The sequence below is a fragment of the Streptomyces sp. NPDC052109 genome (assembly GCF_040680195.1).
Taxonomy (GTDB): Bacteria; Actinomycetota; Actinomycetes; order Streptomycetales; family Streptomycetaceae; genus Streptomyces.
Map to the genome: position 1 here is coordinate 55,524 of NZ_JBFAWF010000014.1, position 17,979 is coordinate 73,502.

The window sequence follows — 17,979 nt, forward strand, 5'->3', positions numbered from 1 at the left end:
GGGGAGAGGGTCTGGTCGGCGCCGGTCCGCGCGGCAGTGAGGGCGGTGAGCCGCGGAGTGGCGAGGCCCCGGCGTGGCGAGGCCGCAGGCGAGGGCGTCGCGAGGCAGGTTGCACCGCTTCAGTGGATCATCTGCAGGTTGGCAACTCTGTGTTGAAAGCGGCGGGGTGCTTGCAGGGGGCTGCGGCGGGCACTGGCGAGGTCACGGGTGTGCGGAGCGCCGGTGATTCGCTCGACGGCAGCCGGCGCCGGGTCGGCGGTGATGTACCGCGCGGTCTGGTTCTGGTCCGCTGGGACGTGGGCGCGCGTGCCTTGTGATCCGGTTGGAGCAATGCCCCCGCCGTGAGCCGTCGAGAGGTCGACGGGAAGCCGTGGTCGACGGGAAGGCGTGGACGACGGGGAGACTTTTGTCCTGCAAGGCGCCGTTGGGGGAGGGGGCCGTCTGGTAGGCGGTGCGGGATGTGGGTCGGTGGCGGTGGCGGTCGTCGGCGTGTTCCGGTGCGTTGTCGTGGAGCGGCGGCGGATCGGCTCCGTGATGGTGTTTCTAGTGGGGGGGCGGGGAGGGGGTGCGTTGCCGTCTTACGTGGTTTGTTGCGGGTGGCCGGTCGGCGTGATCGGTGTGGGGTCGGTGAGGTTTTCGGGGGCGGTCGTCCATTCGATGCCGCCTCGTCGCGGGGCCAGCCAGGCGACCGGTGTCGACGCGGTGTCCTCCGGGGCGATGGCGCGCAGGATTCCTCGCCGGCCTGTCGCCGAGTCCGTCACCATGTGGCCGAGCCATGGATGGGAGCGGTGCATCAGGCCTGTCGAAGCCGTGGAAGCTGCGCGTGCGGAGTTCGTGCCGGTGCCCTTCGCCGAGGGGGTGAGGAGCGGGCTGTGGGGGGACATGGGGATTGCCTTCCGTTGTGGGGCCGGGCCGCCGGGGGTGGGGAGTGGCGGTGATGGCTTCCCGGCGGGTGTGTTCGATGTGGCGTGCGCGTTCGATCGTGTGCAGACGGCAGGTGCGTTGGCGAAGTCCGTTGGCGTGGCTGGTCGTTGTCGTGGGTGGGGCTGGGCGTTCGGCTGGGCTGCCTGTGGTGGTAACTATGCTCGCGGCCGACTTCACGCTGCAACTGTTTCCCTGATAATTTCAGCCGGTCGGTATCGGACTGGCGTCATCGTCAAGGCGCCGTCCAGCGCACCATGGTGACTGGCCGTCAGGGAGTGGGGTTGCGTCGATGGAGGGTCGTTCGGGGGCGGGGAGCAGTGCGCCGACAGTTCTTCGGATGATCCTCGGCCGGCGCTTGCAGGAGCGGCGGCACGGTGCCGGGGTGTCGTTGGAGGACGCTGCCAGGATCCTTCGGGTGAAGTCGCTGACCATCCGCCGTCTGGAGAAGGCGGAGGTCGCTCTCAAGCCCCTGTACGTGGAGAGGTTGCTGGAGGCCTATGGGGCCGGCCGGCAGGAGATCGAGGAGTTCGTCGCCCTGGCCGAGCGGGCCAACGAGCCCGGCTGGTGGCATGACTACCGTGATGTGCTGCCCGGCTGGTTCTCCGCCTACGTCAGCCTGGAGACCGGCGCGAAGACCCTGCGTACCTACGAGCCTCACTACGTCACGGGGCTGCTGCAGACGTACGCCTACGCGCGCGCCGTCCTGCGCGGTGGCTTCCCGAACGACAGCGAGGAAGAGCTCGAGCGGCGTGTGGCACTGCGGCTGCACCGGCAAGGTCTGCTGGACAGACCCACCGCTCCCACACTGTGGGTGGTGATGGAGGAAGCCGTCCTGCATCGCGTGGTCGGCGCGGCGGAGGTGATGCGCGAGCAGATCGACCGGCTCCTGGAAGTGTCCGAACTGGACCACGTCAGCATCGACATCGTTCCCTTCTCCGCGGGCGCCCACGTCGGCGCGTGCGCGCCCTTCACCTACTTCCGGTTCGAGGAGCCGGAGCTGCCCGACGTCGTCTACAGCGAGGTCCTGACGGCCTCCATGTACCTGGACCAGCGCTCGGATGTCGCCGCTCATCTGGAGGCGCACAACCGGATGTCGCTGCTGACCTCGTCCGCGGACAGCAGGGCGCTTTTGCACCGCATGCGCAAGGAGTACTCATGACCACAAGCCAGGGCCGTGTCTACAACGGGATGCCCGCCTCCGACCTCGGTGAGCACGGTTGGGAGTGCCCGTGGAGCGGGCCCAACGGGGGGCAGTGCGTGGAGACGAAGCAACTCGCCGACGGCCGCGTCGCGCTGCGCCAGTCGACCGATCCCGCGGGGCCGGCGCTGATCTACACCAGCGAGGAGATCAGCGCGTTCCTCGAGGGAGTCAAGAAGGGTCTCGCCGATCATCTGACGGCCGGCTGAACCTCGGCGCGATCGTCGAAAGGCGTCGACGAGGGGCGCCCCGGCCCCGCACGCCACGCAACTACGGAAGGGAACAGCAATGAGCAGCACGCCGGCCTCGCGGGACATCGACACCAGCAGGCCCCACTCCGCCCGGATGTACGACTACTACCTGGGCGGGAAGGACCACTTCGAGGTGGACAAGCAGGCGGCCGAGACTGTCGCGGCCGTCTATCCCGGCATCTTCGTGTGCGCTCGTGAGAACCGGTCCTTCATGCACCGGGCGACTCGCGTTCTCGCGCAGGAGCACGGCATCCGCCAGTGGCTGGACATCGGCACCGGTATTCCCACCGAGCCGAACCTGCACCAGGTGGCCCAGTCCGTCGTTGCCGACGCCCGCGTCGTCTACGCCGACAACGACCCCCTCGTGCTGAAGTACGCCGAGCGCCTGATGCGCAGCACCGCCCAGGGCCGCACCGCGTACGTGGAGGCTGACGTCAAGGACCCTGCGTCGTTGCTGAACACCCCGGTCCTCTCAGAGGTGTTGAACCTGAACGAGCCGGTGGCGCTGTCCCTCAACGCCCTGATGCACTTCATCACCGACCAGCAGGACCCGTACGGCATTGTCAGCCGTCTGCTGGACTCCCTGCCTTCCGGCAGCGCCCTGGCACTGAGCCACTGCACGCCCGACTTCGATCCGCCCACCTGGCAGAAGGTCACCGACATCTACACGAACGCGGGAACGCCCGTGCAGTTCCGCCCCCGCGCCGATGTCGCCCGCTTCTTCGACGGTCTCGAACTGCTCGACCCCGGCATCACGCTGGGGCACCGCTGGCGCCCCGACCCGTTGAGCGATGACGCCGCCGCGGCTGAGCCGCCCACGGACGCCCAAGTCAGCCTGTGGACGGGCGTGGGCATCAAACCCTAGGGCCGGCCGGATTCCTCCTCCGCCGGGTACCTGTCCCGGCGGGGTGGTCCGGGCGCCCGGGGAGGGTGCTGGACGCTGGTGTCACGGGTACGGCCGAACCGTGACCAGCGCCGGAAGCAGCTCGTGCATCGACGGACTGGGGCACGCAAGGCGTCCCGAACTGTCGGTACGTTCGACCGCTCGCGGTACGTGGCCGGGTGTGGTGGGCTGGGTGCGAGGGCGATCCGGTCGGTAGCGCTGCCTGTACTCGGCCCGCGGCTCCCCCGGGGGCGTCGATTGCCTCCGCGGCGGCACGCGACCGCGTCCCGGCAGGAGGCCGGCGGGGCCGGGACGAGGCTGGTGTGCTGCGCCCGCGCTACCGGTACGGCTCGCAGGCCGTACACACGCCCGCGGATGTGCGCAGGGTCCTGGGCCGGACCCCTGCACGGATGGTCAGAAGAGGTCGCGGTACTGGTTGAAGCCGGTGCCGATCTTGACTCGGGCCTTGAAGGGCGCGGTCGCCCTGCCCGTGCCCCTGGACAGCCACAGGGTGCCCTGGGGGTCGCGGGCGAGCAGGTCGCTGTGGCCGTCGCCGTCGACGTCACCCGTGGCCAGCAGCTTGTTGTACTGGTTCCAGCCGGGACCTGCCTTCACGCGCGAGGCGAACGGTTTGCGCAGATCGCCCGTGCCCTTGTACAGCCACAGGACGCCCTGCTTGTCGCGGGCGACGATGTCCGCCTTGCTGTCGCCGGTCAGGTCGCCCTGGCCGGTGATCTGGGTGAACTGATTGAAGCCGGTGCCGATCTTGGCGCGCGGTGTCAGCGAGCCGTCCGCCTTGGTCTGCAACCGCCACAGGACGCCCTGCCTGTCGCGCGCCAGCAGGTCGGGGTGCTTGGCGCCGCCCAGGGCGCCGGGGGAGAAGGCGAGGTTGTACTGGCCCCAGCCGGTGGCAACCTTCTTCAGGCGCCCGCTGCGCCAGAGGTTCAGCGTGCCGTCGTCCATGACGTGGTACGCACCGTCCTGGTAGCCGGTCAGATCAGGGTCGACCGACACCCCGAACCGGAAGTGCGGCCAGACGTAGGCGCCCGACCGGTCGTCGAAGCCGCCCTTCCCGTCGGGCATGTAGGCGTACATCTGGCCCGAGGGCAGGATCCCGGACAGGAAGAAGAACGGCGCGGCGGGGGTGGGCTTGTGCTGCCCGGCCGCGGCGGCGTTCCGGGCGAGGTTCTTCGCCGGACCGGTCGCGGCAGGGGCGTCGGCCACAGCGGTGCCTGCGCCGGCACCGACCAGGGCGACCGAGATCGCCGAGGTGACAAGAGGCGACAGGGCGCGTGCACGCGGGCAGGACTGCGTCATGCATGTCTCCATGAGGTATGCGGAATTCTGGCGGTGCGCTTGGCATAGGTGGGGGGACGCCCGCATCAGTATCCGGATCTTCGCACGTCCGCGCCCGTGGTTTCGCAGTGGGGGACGGAATACGGAATTCCGCCTGGACGGTAGCGTGGAAGGACCGCAGCCGCCTGTGCGTTGCGGTTCTTTTCCTGTGCCGAAGAGGCCTGAGCGGGCATTTCGCGAGGGTACGCAAAAGGCCCGCTCGAGTGGGCCTGTCAGGCTGCCTGGTGCCGTCTTGGATGAGGGGAGGCTGAACGGGCGGTCCCGGGGGTGTGGTGAGGATGCCGTGCGGCCCCGGCGTTTCCGCTTGGCCCGGATGCTTTCGGTGCGGCCCCGGGGCAGGCCTGGACGGCAGCGACGAACGGCGCCATGACGGCACGCAACTGCCGCTTCGCTTACCGGCGTTGTGTGCTTCGCTGGTCCGGCATGCCGTACCTGCCACCGCCCGAGGAGACCGAAGCCGCCCGCCTGCCGGCGGCCAAGAGCGTGACCGGCTTGCCGCCCGGGAATCCTCTTCCTGCCCGGCCCCGCTCGTCCCATGTACGGCTCCGCCCAGCGCATCCCGATCGCGGAGGGCGAGGAGGCGTGGGCGGCGAACACTGTGATGCGGTCGAAGGGCCGTACCCGGTCGACCAGTTGTGGTGGTCCGTCCGTCGTCCGTGCGGGTTTGCCGGTGCCGTCTTCAGCTTGTTTCGGCTCTGGTGTACAGGACCTCGCGACCTTGTTCCGCGGCGCGGATGAGTGCTTCGCTGACGAAATCGAGGAAACGGGCGGCGTTTTCGAGACGGTTGGCGGCCGGGGTGCCGCGGCCGAGGATGTTGATGCCCTGTCGTGCGGTGGCGATGAACTGGTCGTTGGCCCGGGCGCTGCGGATCATCGACTGGTACCAGAGGTCGTCGTCGACGACGTAGCGCTCGCGGCGGCGTTCGTCGCGTTCCCGGCGGACGAGGTCCAGGTTCTCGAGGAACGCGATCGCTTTGGAGATGGATGCCGGGCTGACCTTCAGGCGTTGGGCGAGTTCGGAGGCGGTCAGGCGGCCGCTGTCGGTGGTGTAGAGGCAGCCCAGCACCCGGGCCATCATCTTGGGCAGGCCCGAGGTCATGAGGACGGTGGTGAGCATCTCCTGGTATTCGTGCACGGCTTCGGCGTCGCGTCCGTGGGGTTGCGCAGGCGCCTTGGTCCCCTGGGGTGCGGCCTGCTTGCGCCGGTGGGTGCGCTGCTGGGTGGCGCGGTGGGCGAGGTCGGCGCGGTAGCCGGTGGGGCCGCCGTTGCGTGTCACCTCACGCGTGATCGTGGAGGTCGGACGGCTCAGACGGCGGGCGATCTCGGCGTAGGCCAGGCCGTCGGCCAGCCCCACCGCGATCTGCTGGCGTTCGGCCTGGGTGAGCCTGCCTCCCGGCATCACGACCCCCTTCATGCGCCCGCGGGGGCTCCACGGTGCTGCTCGGTGTTCTCTGACGCCTCCACCATAGCGTTCATCTTCAACGCATTGCAACGACCGGTGTTTCCATCGTTGCGTTCATCGAGAAGGTGTTGCAATGATTTCAGTGCCTCTAACTGCATAGATGTAATCTCTGTGCAACGAGCGCGTTGCTCGATAAAGGAAAGCAACGTAGCGTTTCCGATGTCAGAAACAAGGAGCGAGCAACAGGAGAGCATGATGCAGAAGTTCGACACCCCCGCCCCGATCTCCGCTGTCCTGGACATCCCCGCCGGACGCGTCCAGTTCATCGCCGCAGACCGCACTGACACCACGGTCGAGGTCCTGCCCGCGAACGCCTCGAAGGCCCGCGACGTGAAGGCGGCGGAGCGGACAGAGGTCGCGTACACCGACGGCGTCCTGCGGATCCGCACCGACGAGCCCAAGAACCAGCTCTTCGGTCCCTCCGGATCGCTGGAGGTCACCGTGAAGCTGCCCGCCGGTTCCCGCGTCGAGGCCAGGACCGCCGGCTGCGAGCTCCGCGGTGTCGGCAGCCTCGGTGACGTCACCTTCGAAGGCGCCTACCGCCGGATCAAGGTCGACGAAGCCGCGAGCCTTGGGCTCACCGCAGTCGACGGCGACGTGGAAGTCGGCCGCCTGGGCGGCCCCGCCGAGATCAGCACCGCCAGGGGCGACATCCGGATCGCCGAGGCCATGGGTGGCACGGTCGTGCTCCGCACCCAGTCCGGCGACATCACCATCGGCGCCGCCGCCGGCGTCTCGGCCACCCTGGACGCCGGCACCTCTTACGGCCGCATCAGCAACTCCCTGAAGAACCAAGGCACCGCCGGCCTCGACATCCGCGCCACCACCTCCAACGGCGACATCACCGCCCGCAGCCTCTGACAGGAGCACAATCTCCGCACCCTCGACCTCCCGCCGCACCCGGCGCCGGGCTCCCCACCGAAGACGACGCACAGCAAAGAGCGCCCTGGCCGCTGGTCACCTGCCGCAGGAATGACAGCCGTTGGGCCGGCCCGGGGCCGCCCTGGGATCCTGCGGCGAGACCAGACCAGACCAGACCAGCCAGGGAAGCGCCTGGACTGCGGGCGCATGCGGTCGACCGCCAGTTCTACCGCTTCCCCAGGAGCGGCGCAGGCCCGTCACCGGGCCTGACGGGCAAGCCTGCTGACTCGCCGCCGCGGCGCCTGGGATCTGTCTCTTTTGCCAGCGTGGGGCCCGGACGAGGTTGTCTGCCGCGCGGTCGAGGTCGGGTGGGCGGCCGCCTGCGGCGGCCCCGTCGTAGGAGAGGGCCGATCTTTCGGACGGCTGTGGGATCACCGCGCGGATCCCACGGCGTGGCAGCCGGCTGCGGACGGCGCGGGAGGAGCAAGCCCGGTCCGCCGGGACCACGGCGGGCCGGCGCGGGGCCTGCCCGGGCCCGTTCGAGGTACTCGGATGCGGGCCCGGGCAGCCTCGAAGGGGGGGGTGCGTCACCTGCCTGGCCCGCGGTGACGTCAGGGCCGGGGGACGGGCTCGATGATCGGCGGCCGGGTGGTCCTTGCTGCTCAGCCCGGCCGCGGGAGCGTCCAAGCGCATGGTCGCGCGGCTGGTCGCTCCTTGTGCCCCCTTGTGGGTGCTCCCGCGGCGTGCTGCTGGGCCCGGACGGCGCTGGAGTCCACCGGCACCCATCAGTTGATCTCGCCTTCGGCGTCCGCCACCGGGAGGACGGCAGCGAGTATGCGTTCCCCGGTGCCGTCGACTGCCCACTTGATGAGCCGCTCGTGGGCCGTGTGGAACGAGCCGCGTTCGTCGGGCAGATCACGCCAGGGCGAGTTGGTGCCGTACTTCCACGTGATGACCTCAGGGATACGGCGGTGGCCGGCCCGTCGCCGCCCACGGACCGGATCGGCCGGCATCAGCGGCGCGATCCGCTCCGACATCGCCACAGTGATCACTGACCGAGTGGGCACACCCGGCCCGCCCGGCCTACCGGCGGGCGGACGCCTGCGCGAACTGCCTGTCCCACGTGGGTAGTTCGGCGGCGGTGAGGATGCTGCGGACGCCCAGGTCGGCGCGGAGAGCCGGGGTGGTCTGGTCGACGATGACGGCGCAGCCGGCCCAGTGGCCGTCGCACTCCTCGACCATCGACCGCACGGCCGCCGCCTGGCTACCGGTCCCGCCCCAGTCGTCGGCCGGCTTGGTGGCGAGCTGCACCCGTTGCGCAGACTCCGCTGTCGCCCGCTGCAAGTGCGGTTGCTGGCGCAGAGCGCGGTAGTCGGGGTCGGCGCGCCGGGTGGCCTTCAGCCTGGGAAGACCCGATGCCGCATACTGCCGTGAGCCCGTCGTCTCGGGCCGCTCGGCCATGCTGTGGGCCACTGCGGCGAGTGCCGCAGAGTTGCGGAAGATCTGTCATGGAGATCGTGATCGCGAGTCCGGGGGCGGCCAGCGGTCCAGGCAACCGGATTCTCTGTTCGGGGTACGCAGGCCGGCCCTGCGACGCGACAGGCTCGCCTTCGCCTGTCAGGGCCCACTCTGCTTCGCCGCGGTCGTCCTCCCGTCGGCGCTGGCCGAAGATGCGGAACCTGGGGCCGATGGCACACGAGGTCGGCCGGTGAGCTGTGCCTGCCGGTGGGCCACCCTCTGGCGTGGCCCGGTCTTCGGCCGCAAGGGGCGCAGGCTGCCGCGTTTCACCTGGGGCCGAGGCCGGGCACGGACAGGGGCGTGGGGGTTCTGTCTGCGACGTGGCACAGGGCTTCCGAGGCGGTCCGGGCGGTCACGTACGTGTCGGCGGGTGAGGGGCGGGGTTCAGCCGCGCAGCGCGAACGCGTCCGCGACGGCGCGGGGCCCGTTCCCGGCCGCCAGCAGTACCCGGAGCAGAACCCGCGCTTTGTAGGGGTCGAGGAACCCGGCGTCGATCAGCCCCCGTTGCAGGAGGTCCGACTCCGATCCGGGTGCGTGGTAGGTGTGCCGCAGGACTGAGCCGGCGCCGGTGCGGGAGGTCAGGACCACGGGTATCCGCTCGGCCAGCGCGCCGAGCCGGGGCGCGAGGACTCCGGGCACGTGGCCGACGCCGAATCCGGCGACGACCAGCCCTGCGTAAGTGGTCTCCAGTCCGTCCAGCCGGGCGCCGTCGTCGTCCAGGGTGACCACGTGCAGGGCGACGCGGGTCGCCTCCAGTCGGGCCCGGTCGAGGCCGGCCGGCAGCGGCTCGCGCGGGGGCGGGGTGAGGAGCATTCGTACGCGGCCCTCGACGACATGGCCGAGCAGGCCGGCGTTGGGTGAGGCGAAGGTTGCGGGGCTGGTGCTGTGTGTCTTGCGTACCCATCGCGCCGCGTGCACTTCGTCGTTGAGGACGACCAGTGCACCCGCACCCCGTGCTTCCCGCGCTGTGGCGACGCGAACGGCGGCAAGCACGTTGGCCGGGCCGTCCGCTCCCGCCATGGCCGGTTGCCGCATTGCCCCCGTCAGCACGATCGGCTCTTCGTGCGGCCACACGAGGTCCACCAGGAACGCAGTCTCCTCCAGGGTGTCGGTGCCTTGCGTGACCACGACACCGTCCGCGCCCTCGGCCACCGCTCGCGAGGCGACGGCGACGGTGTCGAGGATCTGCCCGAAGGTGAGGCTTCCGCTCGGCACGGCATGCGCGTCCAATACGTCGACAGGCGCCAGTTCCTCCAGACCCGGTACGGCTGCGGTGATCTCGGCACCGGTCAGTCGCTCTCCCCGCACACCGCCCGAGACCGAGATCGTCCCTCCGAGTGCCACCAGTACGACGCCCAATGCCCGGTCCTTCGCCTCTTGTTCGCGGAACGCAGACCCGCCGTACCGCCCAACCTACACGGCGCGGACGATGTGGTGAGGGCCGGTGCAGACCGGCTGGTGTGCCACACCCAGGGCCCTGCGTGGATCCGGGTGCGTTTCGCGGCTGCGAGCTGTGCCGGTGGGTCTGTCGGACGAACGGTGTGACCAGGGTGGTTGGGGGTCTGGCCGTGGCCGGTGGGAGCGAGCGACCTGATGGCCATGGAGACGGAACGCCAATGCGGCCGGCGGTGCGTCGGCGCAGGCAGGTGGCGGGTCGTGGCTGCGGTGGTGGGCCGGGCGCGCCGCACGTGAGGTCGCCGCGCTGATCGCGTCCTCGGGGCCGTTCGTGGCCGGCCGAGGCTTGGCGGTTGTGGTGCTCGTGTGGTTGCAGGGGTGGGTGGGGCTTGTGGTGGGGATTGTTGTCACGGGCTGGACGGGTGTGCACGGTGAGTGAGGTGCAGGGGTGGGTGTCGCGGGGGTCATGTGGTGGTGTGCCAGCCGGGTTCCAGGGCGTCGAGGAGGGTGTGGAAGGCGGTGTCGGCCCGGTCCCAGTGGCCGTCCGCGAGGGGGGCGATCAGGAGGCCGAGGGTGGTGTCGGAGAGGAGGGCGGCCTGTGTCCGGGCTCTGTCGGGGGGCATGCCGAGGTTTCGGAAGGTCGAGGAGAGGAGGTCTGTCCACTCGGTGATGATGTCGCGCATGACGGGTCCGTAGCGGTCGGGGTGAAGCAGGCTGGCGCTCATGACCTCCAGGTAGAGGGGGAGGGTGGTGCGTACGTCCGGATCGCTGAACTGGCGCCACAGTTCTTCCATGAAGAGGCGCAGGCTCCGGGCGTCGGCGGGGGAGCCGAAGGTCTCCAGCAGGTCGCGGGCGCGCAGGAGGGGGCGGCGTTCGTAGAGGGCGAGCGCCTCGGCGATCATGCGTTCCTTGGTGCCGAAGTAGTACAGCAGCATGCGGTCGCTGGTGCCCAGGGCTCGGGCCAGCGGGCGCAGTGAGAGGTCGGTGAGGCCGTTGCGCACGACATAGGCGCGGACGCCGTCGAGCAGGGCGAGTCGTTTGGCGGGGTCGGGTGGGTGGGGCATGGGTGCTCCTGAATGCGTGGGGGGCGCTCCGGCGACCGGTTGGTACATTTTTGGGGTCTCTTTACTGTAGCGTCCGCTACGTCTATATTTGGGTGTAGCGGTTGCTACATGGTCGGCCTGGCCTCGCCGGGCGCTGTGCACGGCGGACCGCCCCACCGTCAGCCCGGAAAGATTGATCGTTATGGCCACCTACGCCCTCGACCGCCTCGCCCGCCACGGGGAGGGCCGGTCTTCCTGCAGCGTCACGTCGTCGTGGTTCGCCAGGCAGTGGGCCATGTGGTCCCGCATGCTCGCACCGTTGCGTCCGCTGGACGCTCCTCGTGGCCGTGCGAGCGCCTGGGAGGCTTCCTGGCCCTTGCGGCGGGAACTCACCTCGGTGGGCCGGGCCCGGCGGCTGGTGGCCGGGCAACTGAAAGACTGGGCCGTGGCGGAGTTTGCCGACGCCGCCGAGCTTCTGGTCAGCGAGTTGGTGACCAATGCCCTGCGTCACACGCGGGGCCCGCTCAGGCTCAACCTCCGGCTGTGTCCGGGCCGGCTGTTGTGCGAGGTGGAGGACACCGAGTCCGCCGACCCGGTGCGTGGCGTCGTCGGCCCGGACGCCGAGGGCGGCCGCGGTACGGAACTGATCGACATGCTCGCGGACGCCTGGGGAAGCAGGCGGACGGCGACGGGCAAGACCGTCTGGTTCGAGCTTCGGTCCGGGGAAGGGTCTGCGAACGCACCGGGCAGATCGTGAGGGAGCGGCGGTCGGCCGGGAAGGCCGGCCTGTGACCGCCTGCCGGTCGGCGCCTGTCGTATGTCCTTGCGGTGGTGGTGCACCGGGCTTGGCCGGGGGTGGTGAGCCCGTGTCCGGCGGGTGATCGGTGAACGGGTCCGGGTGCCGGTCGGAGCGGTCTGCGGCCTGTGCACGCCACCGCGGGCCTCGCCTGTCCGTTCGTCGATGAGCTGCTCGCACCGTGTCCTGCGTGTTCACTTGGTCATTGGGTCGGATCATGGGCAGGGGGGCGGTGGGGTGGATCGTGCCGGGGGCCGGGGGATCGCCGGCCCTTGCTGCGGCCGGCGCGGGTGCGGCCGCAGGGCGGCGAGGTGGCCACCGTCGGTGACGAGGCGGTGTTGGGGGCATGGCGGCCGGTCTGCGGCTGGTGGAACGCCGCATGGATCGATGCTTCGGCAGCTTCTCCGCGACTGCCAGGTCGTCGTCCGAGGTGTCGTTGACGCACGGTTCGGCTCAGTTCTCGGGCGGTTTCTCCGCGAACCGTCGGCTTCCTGCGTCTTCCGCTGGAACGTCATCACGGTGCGCGGGTGGCGCCGGGCTCGGGGAGCGCGGTCCGCGACAGGGCCGGGCGCCGGCCCCGCTGCGCTTGCTCCGGTTGCCCCCACACCGGTGAGGGGCGTGGCTCCGGCGCGTCGCTCTCAAAACGCCGGGGGGGGGGGTCCCGTGCTCGGTGCTTGCTCCGGTTCCCCTCACACACGGTGAGGGGTCGCGGCTCCGGCAAGTCGCTCTGAGACCCCGGGGGATCCCGGGCTCGGTCGCCTGGCTCGGCCCGGGCTCGGCCGGTGCTCTGACCGGGGTGGTTCGGCGGGTCGTGATCGTGGCGGCGGGATGTGCGGTGGCGTCCGTCCGATCGTTTCGGGCGTGGTGGCAGGGCCTGTCCGTGGCCGGGGCACTGGCAGCAACTGGGCGCCTCGTATTCTCGGAGCATGGTCGGCACACAGACACAGAAGGCCGAACGCGGGCCGGGGCGGCCGCGGCAGGAGCGGGTCACGGACGACACCCTCGAGGCGGTGATCGAGCTGGTGACCGAGCAGGGTGTGAAAGCGGTGACGATGGATGCCGTGGCTGCGCGTGCGGGCGTGAGCAAACCCGCCATCTACCGGCGGTGGCCGTCCAAGCAGGCCTTGATCATCGCGGCGGCCGAGTCACGGATCGGCCCGCTGTCGGTGCCGGACCTGGGTGACGTTCGGGCCGAGCTGCGCGAGGTGCTGACGGCGCGTCTGACGGCGTACCGGCTACCGGGCACGGCGCGGCTGCTGACGGAACTCATGGCGTCGGCCGCCGAGGCGGGCGGCGACCGCGGGGAGTACGCCGATTACACGGACCGGATGATGGCCGAGACGCGCCGCATCCTTCAGCGGGGCATCGCCCGCGGCGAGGTGCGGTCCGACATAGACATCCGCTCGGCCGCCACGCTGGTGGCGGCGCCGCTGGTGTACCGCCTGGTGGCGGAACGCGAACTGCCCAACGAACGCTTCGTGGAGGACACGGTGGACCTGGTCGTCCGGGCGGTCGCTCACCCGGGGGCCTGAGAACCACCGGGCCGTGGGTTGCGGACTGCGCGCGGAGGGTTTGGCCCGTCGTCCGACGCAGGGGTGGCGGCCGGAGCAGTGCGGCCTTGTTCAGGAGTTCAGGCGCCGGGCGTCGCGGGCCGGGTCGATCAGTGTCACGGCGGCCGTGCCGCCCAGCACGAGCAGTACGGCCGCGAGGAGCACGGCGTACTGGTAGCCGGCCCTGCCCTGGGTGTCGACCAGGTATCCCGTCAGGGCGGGGGCGACCAGGCCGGCGGTCGTGACCACGGCGTTCATCAGACCGAGGGCGCCGCCGCGGCGGTGGGCCGGGACGAGTTCGGCGACCGTGGTCACCGCAATCGTCGACATGGCCCCGCACAGCCCGAAGCCGACGAGCAGGAGCACCACGGTGAGCGACCCGCGCGCGGCCTGCGACAGGGCGCCGCAGCCGAGTGCGGAGACAAGCAGGGTGATGCCGCCGACGCGGCCGCGGGCCCACCGGCTGCTCACGCCGCGTCGCAGCAGCCATCCGGTCACTGCGGCCTGCGCCAGCAGCGCGACGGCGCTGGTCGCCCAGATCCCGGCGACCAGGCCGGCGGCCGCGGTGGCGGAGTATCCCAGGCCGTCGTGCAGGTAGGAGGGCACCCACACCAGCGACAGGGCGATCATCCAGTACGTGCAGAAGTAGCCGATCGTGGCACCGATCCAGGTCCTGGTGGCCAGGATGCGGCGATAGGAGGGGCCGTGCGAGCCCGCTTCGCCGCCGCCGGAGTCGGCGCCGGTGACGCGAGCTTGCCCTTGCGATGTCCGGCCCTTGCCGAAGACGGCCCAGGCCCCCGCCCACACCACGCCGGCGGCGGCGACCGCGGCGAAGGCGGAGCGCCAGCCATGATGCCGGATCAGCCAGGTCAGCCCCGGTGCGGCGAGCACCACGCCGAGGGCGATGCCCACGCTGAGCAGAGCGCCGGGAAGGTTGCGCCGGCGGTCCGGGAACCATGCCATGGCGGTGTGCTGGGCCACGGGGAAGGCGGGCCCCTCTGCGGCACCCAGCACGATCCGTGAGGCGACCAGCGTGACCAGTCCTCCGCCGAGGGCCATCGGTATCTGGGCGATCGACCACAGCAGTGCCATTCCCAGCAGCAGCCACCGCGGCCGTACCCGGTCCGCCAGCAGACCGCCCGTGGCGCCACAGAGCGAGAAGAGCAGGAAGAACGCGCTGTTGGCCAGCCCGAAGCCGGTCGCCGACAGGCCCAGGTCGTGGCGTATCGGGTCGGCCGCCAGCCCGAGGACGGACTTGTCGGCGAAGTTGACCATCATGAAGACGACCAGCAACCCGGTGACGGTCCAGGCCTGCCGCCGGTGGCGGGGGCTCGTCGTGAGGGGGCCGGTGAGTGTGACGGCGGTCAGATCGGTGTTGGGCACGGGGGCTCCGCGAAGGTAGCTGCTCTCGAGCAGGCGTGGTCGGCGTGCAGCGCAGGCGAGGGGACGTCGGCGAATCGGGGCGCGTCGGTGCGCGCCGACTGCAACGGCGAGAAAATCGTTACGTGAAGTATCGATACGGTGGGGTGCGGCGACAAGGTCTGTTCGCCGCCGAATACGGGGTCGCGACCCGGACGGCCGCCCGGCGGTGGCCGGCGCGTGTCCGGGCCAGGTGTCCGGCGGGCGAATGACCGTGACCCGCGCGACTCCGTCGATGTGTGTCGATCGACGCAGTCGGGGCGTCGCCGTTCGCGGATCGCGGTGCGCGGGAGGTTCACGGCGGCGGGTGGTCCGCCCTGGCGGCCCTGCTGTCCCGGCCTGCCCGTCCGGGCCGGGCTCCCGGGTGAGGCGACGAAGTGGTCATGAAGAACCCCTTGCGTTCCCCGCTCTCAATATCGATACTTCGCGTAACGTTTTTCGGGATGTGACCGTGGAGGACCGCATGGAGACCACCGGAGCCGACAAGAACCCCTTGCTGGAGAAGCCGCTGATCCACTTCGGCCGGCGTGTGCTGGAGCGGACCGCGCATGGTGTCGCGCCCGCCGAGTACAGGCTGCTGCGGATCGCGCCGATGACTCCGCACATCGGTGCGGAGATCGGCGGCGTGGACCTGTCCCGGCCGATCGGGGAGGAGCTCGCCGAGGAGCTGCGCCAGGCCCTGCTCGAATGGAAGGTGATCTTCTTCCGTGACCAGCACGACTTCGGCGTCGACGCCCACCTGGCCCTGGCCGCGGTGTGGGGGGAGCCGGAGCCGAATCCGTTCTTCCCCCAGAGCGACACCGTCGGCGTCTCACGACTGGCGAAGGACGCGACGGCCGTCGGTCAGGAGAACATCTGGCACAGTGACCACTCGTTCATGGCCGCGCCCGCGCTGGGTTCGGTGCTCCGCTCGGTCGAGGTCCCGTCGGCCGGCGGCGACACCATGTGGGCCGACATGGGCGCCGCCTACGACAACCTCAGCGACGGGATGAAGCGGCGCATCGAGGGCCTCACCGCCGTACACGACTGGGAGCCCAGCTGGGGTACGTTCATGACCCAGGAGCAGATCGCGGCGCTGCGCTCGTCACTGCCTCCGGTCGAGCACCCGGTCGTCGTGCGGCATCCGCGCACGGGACGCAAGACCCTGTACGTGAACGAGCCGTTCACCACCCGCATCGTCGGGCTGCCCGAGGACGAGAGCCGGGAACTGCTCCACGAGCTCGGCCTGCAGGCCCGTGTTCCCGAGCTCCAGGTGCGTTTTCGCTGGCGGCCCGACTCGATCGCGATCTGGGACAACATCGCCGTCCAGCACTACGCCATCAACGACTACTACCCCCAGCGCCGTGTGATGGAGCGCATCGCGATCGCAGGCGTACCGCTGTCCTGAGCGCCACGCCCCGTGCCCGGCACTCACCGCGATCCGGGCCGCCCGTCCGCCTGCACACGGTGGCCGTTCCGTACGCGTCCGGCGGGACGGCCACCGTCACCCCGATCGCCCGGTACTTCGGCTCCTGGCGCCGCGGCGCCTGACACCCCCTCTCCCACCCAGCTCGTTCGCCCCGCCAAGGAGTGACGTGAACAGCCCCGCCCTCGACACGACCGTCCTCGACCGCGCCCTGAGGGAACTGCGTCACAACGCACCGTCCTGGGCGACCGCGCCGCTCACCGAACGCATCGGCCTGCTGCAAGGGCTCATGCCCAGGATCGGCGACAGCGCGGCCGACCTGGCCGCGGCGGGCGCATACGCCAAGGGATACGGCCCCGACTCCCCATGGGCCGGAGAGGACTGGGCCGGCGGCCCATGGGCGCTGGCCCAGCACGTCACTGCGCGGCTGCACGTGCTGCGACGCCTGGCCGCCGGCCGCGAACCTCTGCACTCGGGCGCGGTGCACGAGCGAAGCGGCCGCACCTGGGTGGACGTCTTCCCCGCCACGCGCTGGGACAGCCTGCTGCTGGGCGGCTACTCGGCCCAGGTCCGGATGCAAGCCGGGATCACGGCCGCGCACGTACGACACCGCGCGGCCGCACAGTACCGGAGCGGCGTGCGGCGCCCTGGTGTGGCGCTGGTCCTGGGCGCCGGCAACGTCGCCTCGCTCACCGCGACCGACATCCTGCACAAGCTCTACGCCGAGGGCCAGGTCGTCATCGCCAAGATGAACCCGGTCAACGCCTATCTGCGCCCGCACTTCGAACGGATCTTCGCCGAGTTCATCCAGCGCGGCTGGCTGCGGTTCGTCGACGGCGGCCCCGCCGAAGGCGCCTACCTCACCACCCACGACGGCGTGGACTCCATCCACGTGACCGGTAGCGACCGCACCCACGACGCCATCGTCTGGGGGACCGGCGAACACGCGCAGCGGCGTCGCCGCGAGGACACCCCGCTGATCGACAAACCGGTCACGAGCGAGCTGGGCGGGGTAAGCCCGTGCATCGTGGTGCCGGGGCCATGGAGCAGGGCGGACTTCCGCTTCCAGGCCGAGCACATCGTCACGAGCAAGATGAACAACTCAGGCCACAACTGCATCGCCAGCCAGGTGCTGGTGCTGCCCCGCTCCTGGCCGGGAACAGAACTGCTGCTGCAGGAGACAAGGCGGGTACTGCGCGCCCTGCCGGCGCGCACGGACTACTACCCCGGGGCCCATCAGCGGCTTCAGGCCGTACTGGCTGCTCACCCGCGGGCCGAGTGCCACGCCGGCGACTCCCGGATCCTGGTCTCCGACATCGTCGACCACGACGACATGCTGCTCACCGGCGAGGTCTTCGCCAGCGCGCTGGGGGTCGTACGCCTGCCCGGCGAGACCCCCGCGCATTTCCTGCGCCACGCCGTCGACTTCGCCAACACCGTCCTGCCCGGCACACTGGGCGCGACCCTGATCGTGCACCCCCGGACGGAGAGGATCCATCCGGACACGGTGGAAGGGGCCCTGGACGAGCTGCGCTACGGCACCATCGGCGTCAACTCCTGGTCCGGCGTCAACTTCCTGCTCGGATACACCCCCTGGGGTGCCCATCCCGGCCATACCCGGCAGGCGATCGGCAGCGGCGTCGGCTTCGTCAACAACGCCTTCATGCTCGAGGACGTCGAGAAGACCGTGCTGCGCGCCCCGTTCGCCCCCGCGCCCCGCGGCCTGTTCACCGGCTGCCCCTCGCTGTCCCCCAAGCCGCCGTACTTCGTCACCCACCGCACCGGTCGCACCACCCTCGAGCGCGTCACCCGCTTCACCACCGCGCCGAGCCCCGCCCGACTGCCCGCCGTCCTCGCCGGCGCCCTGCGCGGATGAGCGGGGAGGAAACCCCAGTGACTCTCAACGACTCCCTCACCC

The 17,979-nt window shown here is 70.7% G+C and carries 15 protein-coding genes and 1 pseudogene; 8 read left to right on the forward strand and 8 right to left on the reverse strand.

The window, feature by feature from the left end; all coding sequences use genetic code 11:
* Positions 1–578: 578 nt before the first annotated feature.
* The gene (locus tag AB0L59_RS26180; protein ID WP_365588060.1) at positions 579–884 is read right to left on the reverse strand and encodes a hypothetical protein; all 306 of its coding nucleotides are present in this window, start codon (positions 882–884) and stop codon (positions 579–581) included.
* Between the two features lie 329 nt (positions 885–1,213).
* Between AB0L59_RS26180 and AB0L59_RS26185 the strand changes: the two genes are divergently transcribed.
* The 3 genes from AB0L59_RS26185 (at position 1,214) to AB0L59_RS26195 (ending at position 3,238) form a co-directional block, all read left to right on the forward strand.
* Positions 1,214–2,083, forward strand: coding sequence for a helix-turn-helix transcriptional regulator (locus tag AB0L59_RS26185; RefSeq protein ID WP_365588062.1), 870 nt, complete (start codon positions 1,214–1,216; stop codon positions 2,081–2,083).
* Positions 2,080–2,331, forward strand: a complete 252-nt coding sequence (locus AB0L59_RS26190) for a DUF397 domain-containing protein (RefSeq protein WP_365588064.1) — start codon at positions 2,080–2,082, stop codon at positions 2,329–2,331. The genes AB0L59_RS26185 and AB0L59_RS26190 overlap by 4 nt, the downstream gene beginning before the upstream one ends.
* A 79-nt stretch (positions 2,332–2,410) precedes the next feature.
* Positions 2,411–3,238, forward strand: coding sequence for an SAM-dependent methyltransferase (locus tag AB0L59_RS26195; protein ID WP_365588066.1), 828 nt, complete (start codon positions 2,411–2,413; stop codon positions 3,236–3,238).
* A gap of 432 nt (positions 3,239–3,670) precedes the next feature.
* Here the strand turns inward: AB0L59_RS26195 and AB0L59_RS26200 are convergent, their stop codons facing one another.
* Positions 3,671–4,573 (reverse strand): VCBS repeat-containing protein, encoded by a 903-nt coding sequence (locus AB0L59_RS26200; protein ID WP_365588068.1) that lies wholly within the window; start codon positions 4,571–4,573, stop codon positions 3,671–3,673.
* 718 nt (positions 4,574–5,291) lie between these two features.
* Positions 5,292–6,011 carry a helix-turn-helix domain-containing protein gene (locus AB0L59_RS26205; protein WP_365588071.1) on the reverse strand — a complete coding sequence of 240 codons (720 nt, stop codon included), beginning with the start codon at positions 6,009–6,011 and terminating at the stop codon, positions 5,292–5,294.
* A gap of 258 nt (positions 6,012–6,269) precedes the next feature.
* Between AB0L59_RS26205 and AB0L59_RS26210 the strand changes: the two genes are divergently transcribed.
* The gene (locus AB0L59_RS26210) at positions 6,270–6,935 is read left to right on the forward strand and encodes a DUF4097 family beta strand repeat-containing protein (protein ID WP_365588388.1); all 666 of its coding nucleotides are present in this window, start codon (positions 6,270–6,272) and stop codon (positions 6,933–6,935) included.
* Between the two features lie 411 nt (positions 6,936–7,346).
* Here AB0L59_RS26210 and AB0L59_RS26215 read toward each other — a convergent pair.
* The 4 genes and pseudogenes from AB0L59_RS26215 to AB0L59_RS26230 form a co-directional block, all read right to left on the reverse strand.
* Positions 7,347–8,002 (reverse strand): annotated as a pseudogene (locus tag AB0L59_RS26215) (IS5 family transposase); the annotation flags it as partial.
* A gap of 16 nt (positions 8,003–8,018) precedes the next feature.
* The gene (locus tag AB0L59_RS26220) at positions 8,019–8,408 is read right to left on the reverse strand and encodes a hypothetical protein (RefSeq protein WP_365588073.1); all 390 of its coding nucleotides are present in this window, start codon (positions 8,406–8,408) and stop codon (positions 8,019–8,021) included.
* Between the two features lie 429 nt (positions 8,409–8,837).
* Positions 8,838–9,812 (reverse strand): asparaginase, encoded by a 975-nt coding sequence (locus AB0L59_RS26225; protein WP_365588076.1) that lies wholly within the window; start codon positions 9,810–9,812, stop codon positions 8,838–8,840.
* A 500-nt stretch (positions 9,813–10,312) separates the two neighbouring features.
* Entirely contained in the window at positions 10,313–10,912 is a 600-nt protein-coding gene (locus AB0L59_RS26230) for a TetR/AcrR family transcriptional regulator (RefSeq protein ID WP_365588078.1), read from the reverse strand.
* Between the two features lie 181 nt (positions 10,913–11,093).
* On the opposite strand from AB0L59_RS26230, the gene AB0L59_RS26235 reads away from it, so the two are divergent.
* Positions 11,094–11,648, forward strand: coding sequence for an ATP-binding protein (locus AB0L59_RS26235; RefSeq protein ID WP_365588080.1), 555 nt, complete (start codon positions 11,094–11,096; stop codon positions 11,646–11,648).
* A gap of 965 nt (positions 11,649–12,613) precedes the next feature.
* Positions 12,614–13,219, forward strand: coding sequence for a TetR/AcrR family transcriptional regulator (locus AB0L59_RS26240; protein ID WP_365588082.1), 606 nt, complete (start codon positions 12,614–12,616; stop codon positions 13,217–13,219).
* Between the two features lie 90 nt (positions 13,220–13,309).
* On the opposite strand, the gene AB0L59_RS26245 is transcribed toward AB0L59_RS26240, so the two are convergent.
* On the reverse strand, positions 13,310–14,620 hold the full coding sequence (locus tag AB0L59_RS26245; protein ID WP_365588085.1) for an MFS transporter: 1,311 nt from the start codon (positions 14,618–14,620) through the stop codon (positions 13,310–13,312).
* Positions 14,621–15,119: 499 nt separating this feature from the next.
* Between AB0L59_RS26245 and AB0L59_RS26250 the strand changes: the two genes are divergently transcribed.
* Both AB0L59_RS26250 and AB0L59_RS26255 read left to right on the forward strand, forming a co-directional pair.
* Positions 15,120–16,043: a TauD/TfdA family dioxygenase gene (locus AB0L59_RS26250; protein WP_365588087.1), complete on the forward strand. Its 924-nt coding sequence runs from the start codon at positions 15,120–15,122 to the stop codon at positions 16,041–16,043.
* 187 nt (positions 16,044–16,230) lie between these two features.
* Complete coding sequence (locus AB0L59_RS26255) at positions 16,231–17,937, forward strand: aldehyde dehydrogenase family protein (RefSeq protein ID WP_365588089.1); 1,707 nt, start codon at positions 16,231–16,233, stop codon at positions 17,935–17,937.
* Positions 17,938–17,979 lie beyond the last annotated feature (42 nt).

Excerpts from the sequence above, each read along its gene's own strand:
- AB0L59_RS26205 (WP_365588071.1), bottom strand. The coding sequence starts at position 6,011 with ATGCCGGGAGGCAGGCTCACCCAGGCCGAACGCCAGCAGATCGCGGTG.
- AB0L59_RS26195 (WP_365588066.1), top strand. The coding sequence starts at position 2,411 with ATGAGCAGCACGCCGGCCTCGCGGGACATCGACACCAGCAGGCCCCAC.
- AB0L59_RS26190 (WP_365588064.1), top strand. The coding sequence starts at position 2,080 with ATGACCACAAGCCAGGGCCGTGTCTACAACGGGATGCCCGCCTCCGAC.
- AB0L59_RS26235 (WP_365588080.1), top strand. The coding sequence starts at position 11,094 with ATGGCCACCTACGCCCTCGACCGCCTCGCCCGCCACGGGGAGGGCCGG.
- AB0L59_RS26180 (WP_365588060.1), bottom strand. The coding sequence starts at position 884 with ATGTCCCCCCACAGCCCGCTCCTCACCCCCTCGGCGAAGGGCACCGGC.
- AB0L59_RS26185 (WP_365588062.1), top strand. The coding sequence starts at position 1,214 with ATGGAGGGTCGTTCGGGGGCGGGGAGCAGTGCGCCGACAGTTCTTCGG.
- AB0L59_RS26230 (WP_365588078.1), bottom strand. The coding sequence starts at position 10,912 with ATGCCCCACCCACCCGACCCCGCCAAACGACTCGCCCTGCTCGACGGC.
- AB0L59_RS26250 (WP_365588087.1), top strand. The coding sequence starts at position 15,120 with ATGGAGACCACCGGAGCCGACAAGAACCCCTTGCTGGAGAAGCCGCTG.
- AB0L59_RS26210 (WP_365588388.1), top strand. The coding sequence starts at position 6,270 with ATGCAGAAGTTCGACACCCCCGCCCCGATCTCCGCTGTCCTGGACATC.
- AB0L59_RS26200 (WP_365588068.1), bottom strand. The coding sequence starts at position 4,573 with ATGACGCAGTCCTGCCCGCGTGCACGCGCCCTGTCGCCTCTTGTCACC.
- AB0L59_RS26240 (WP_365588082.1), top strand. The coding sequence starts at position 12,614 with ATGGTCGGCACACAGACACAGAAGGCCGAACGCGGGCCGGGGCGGCCG.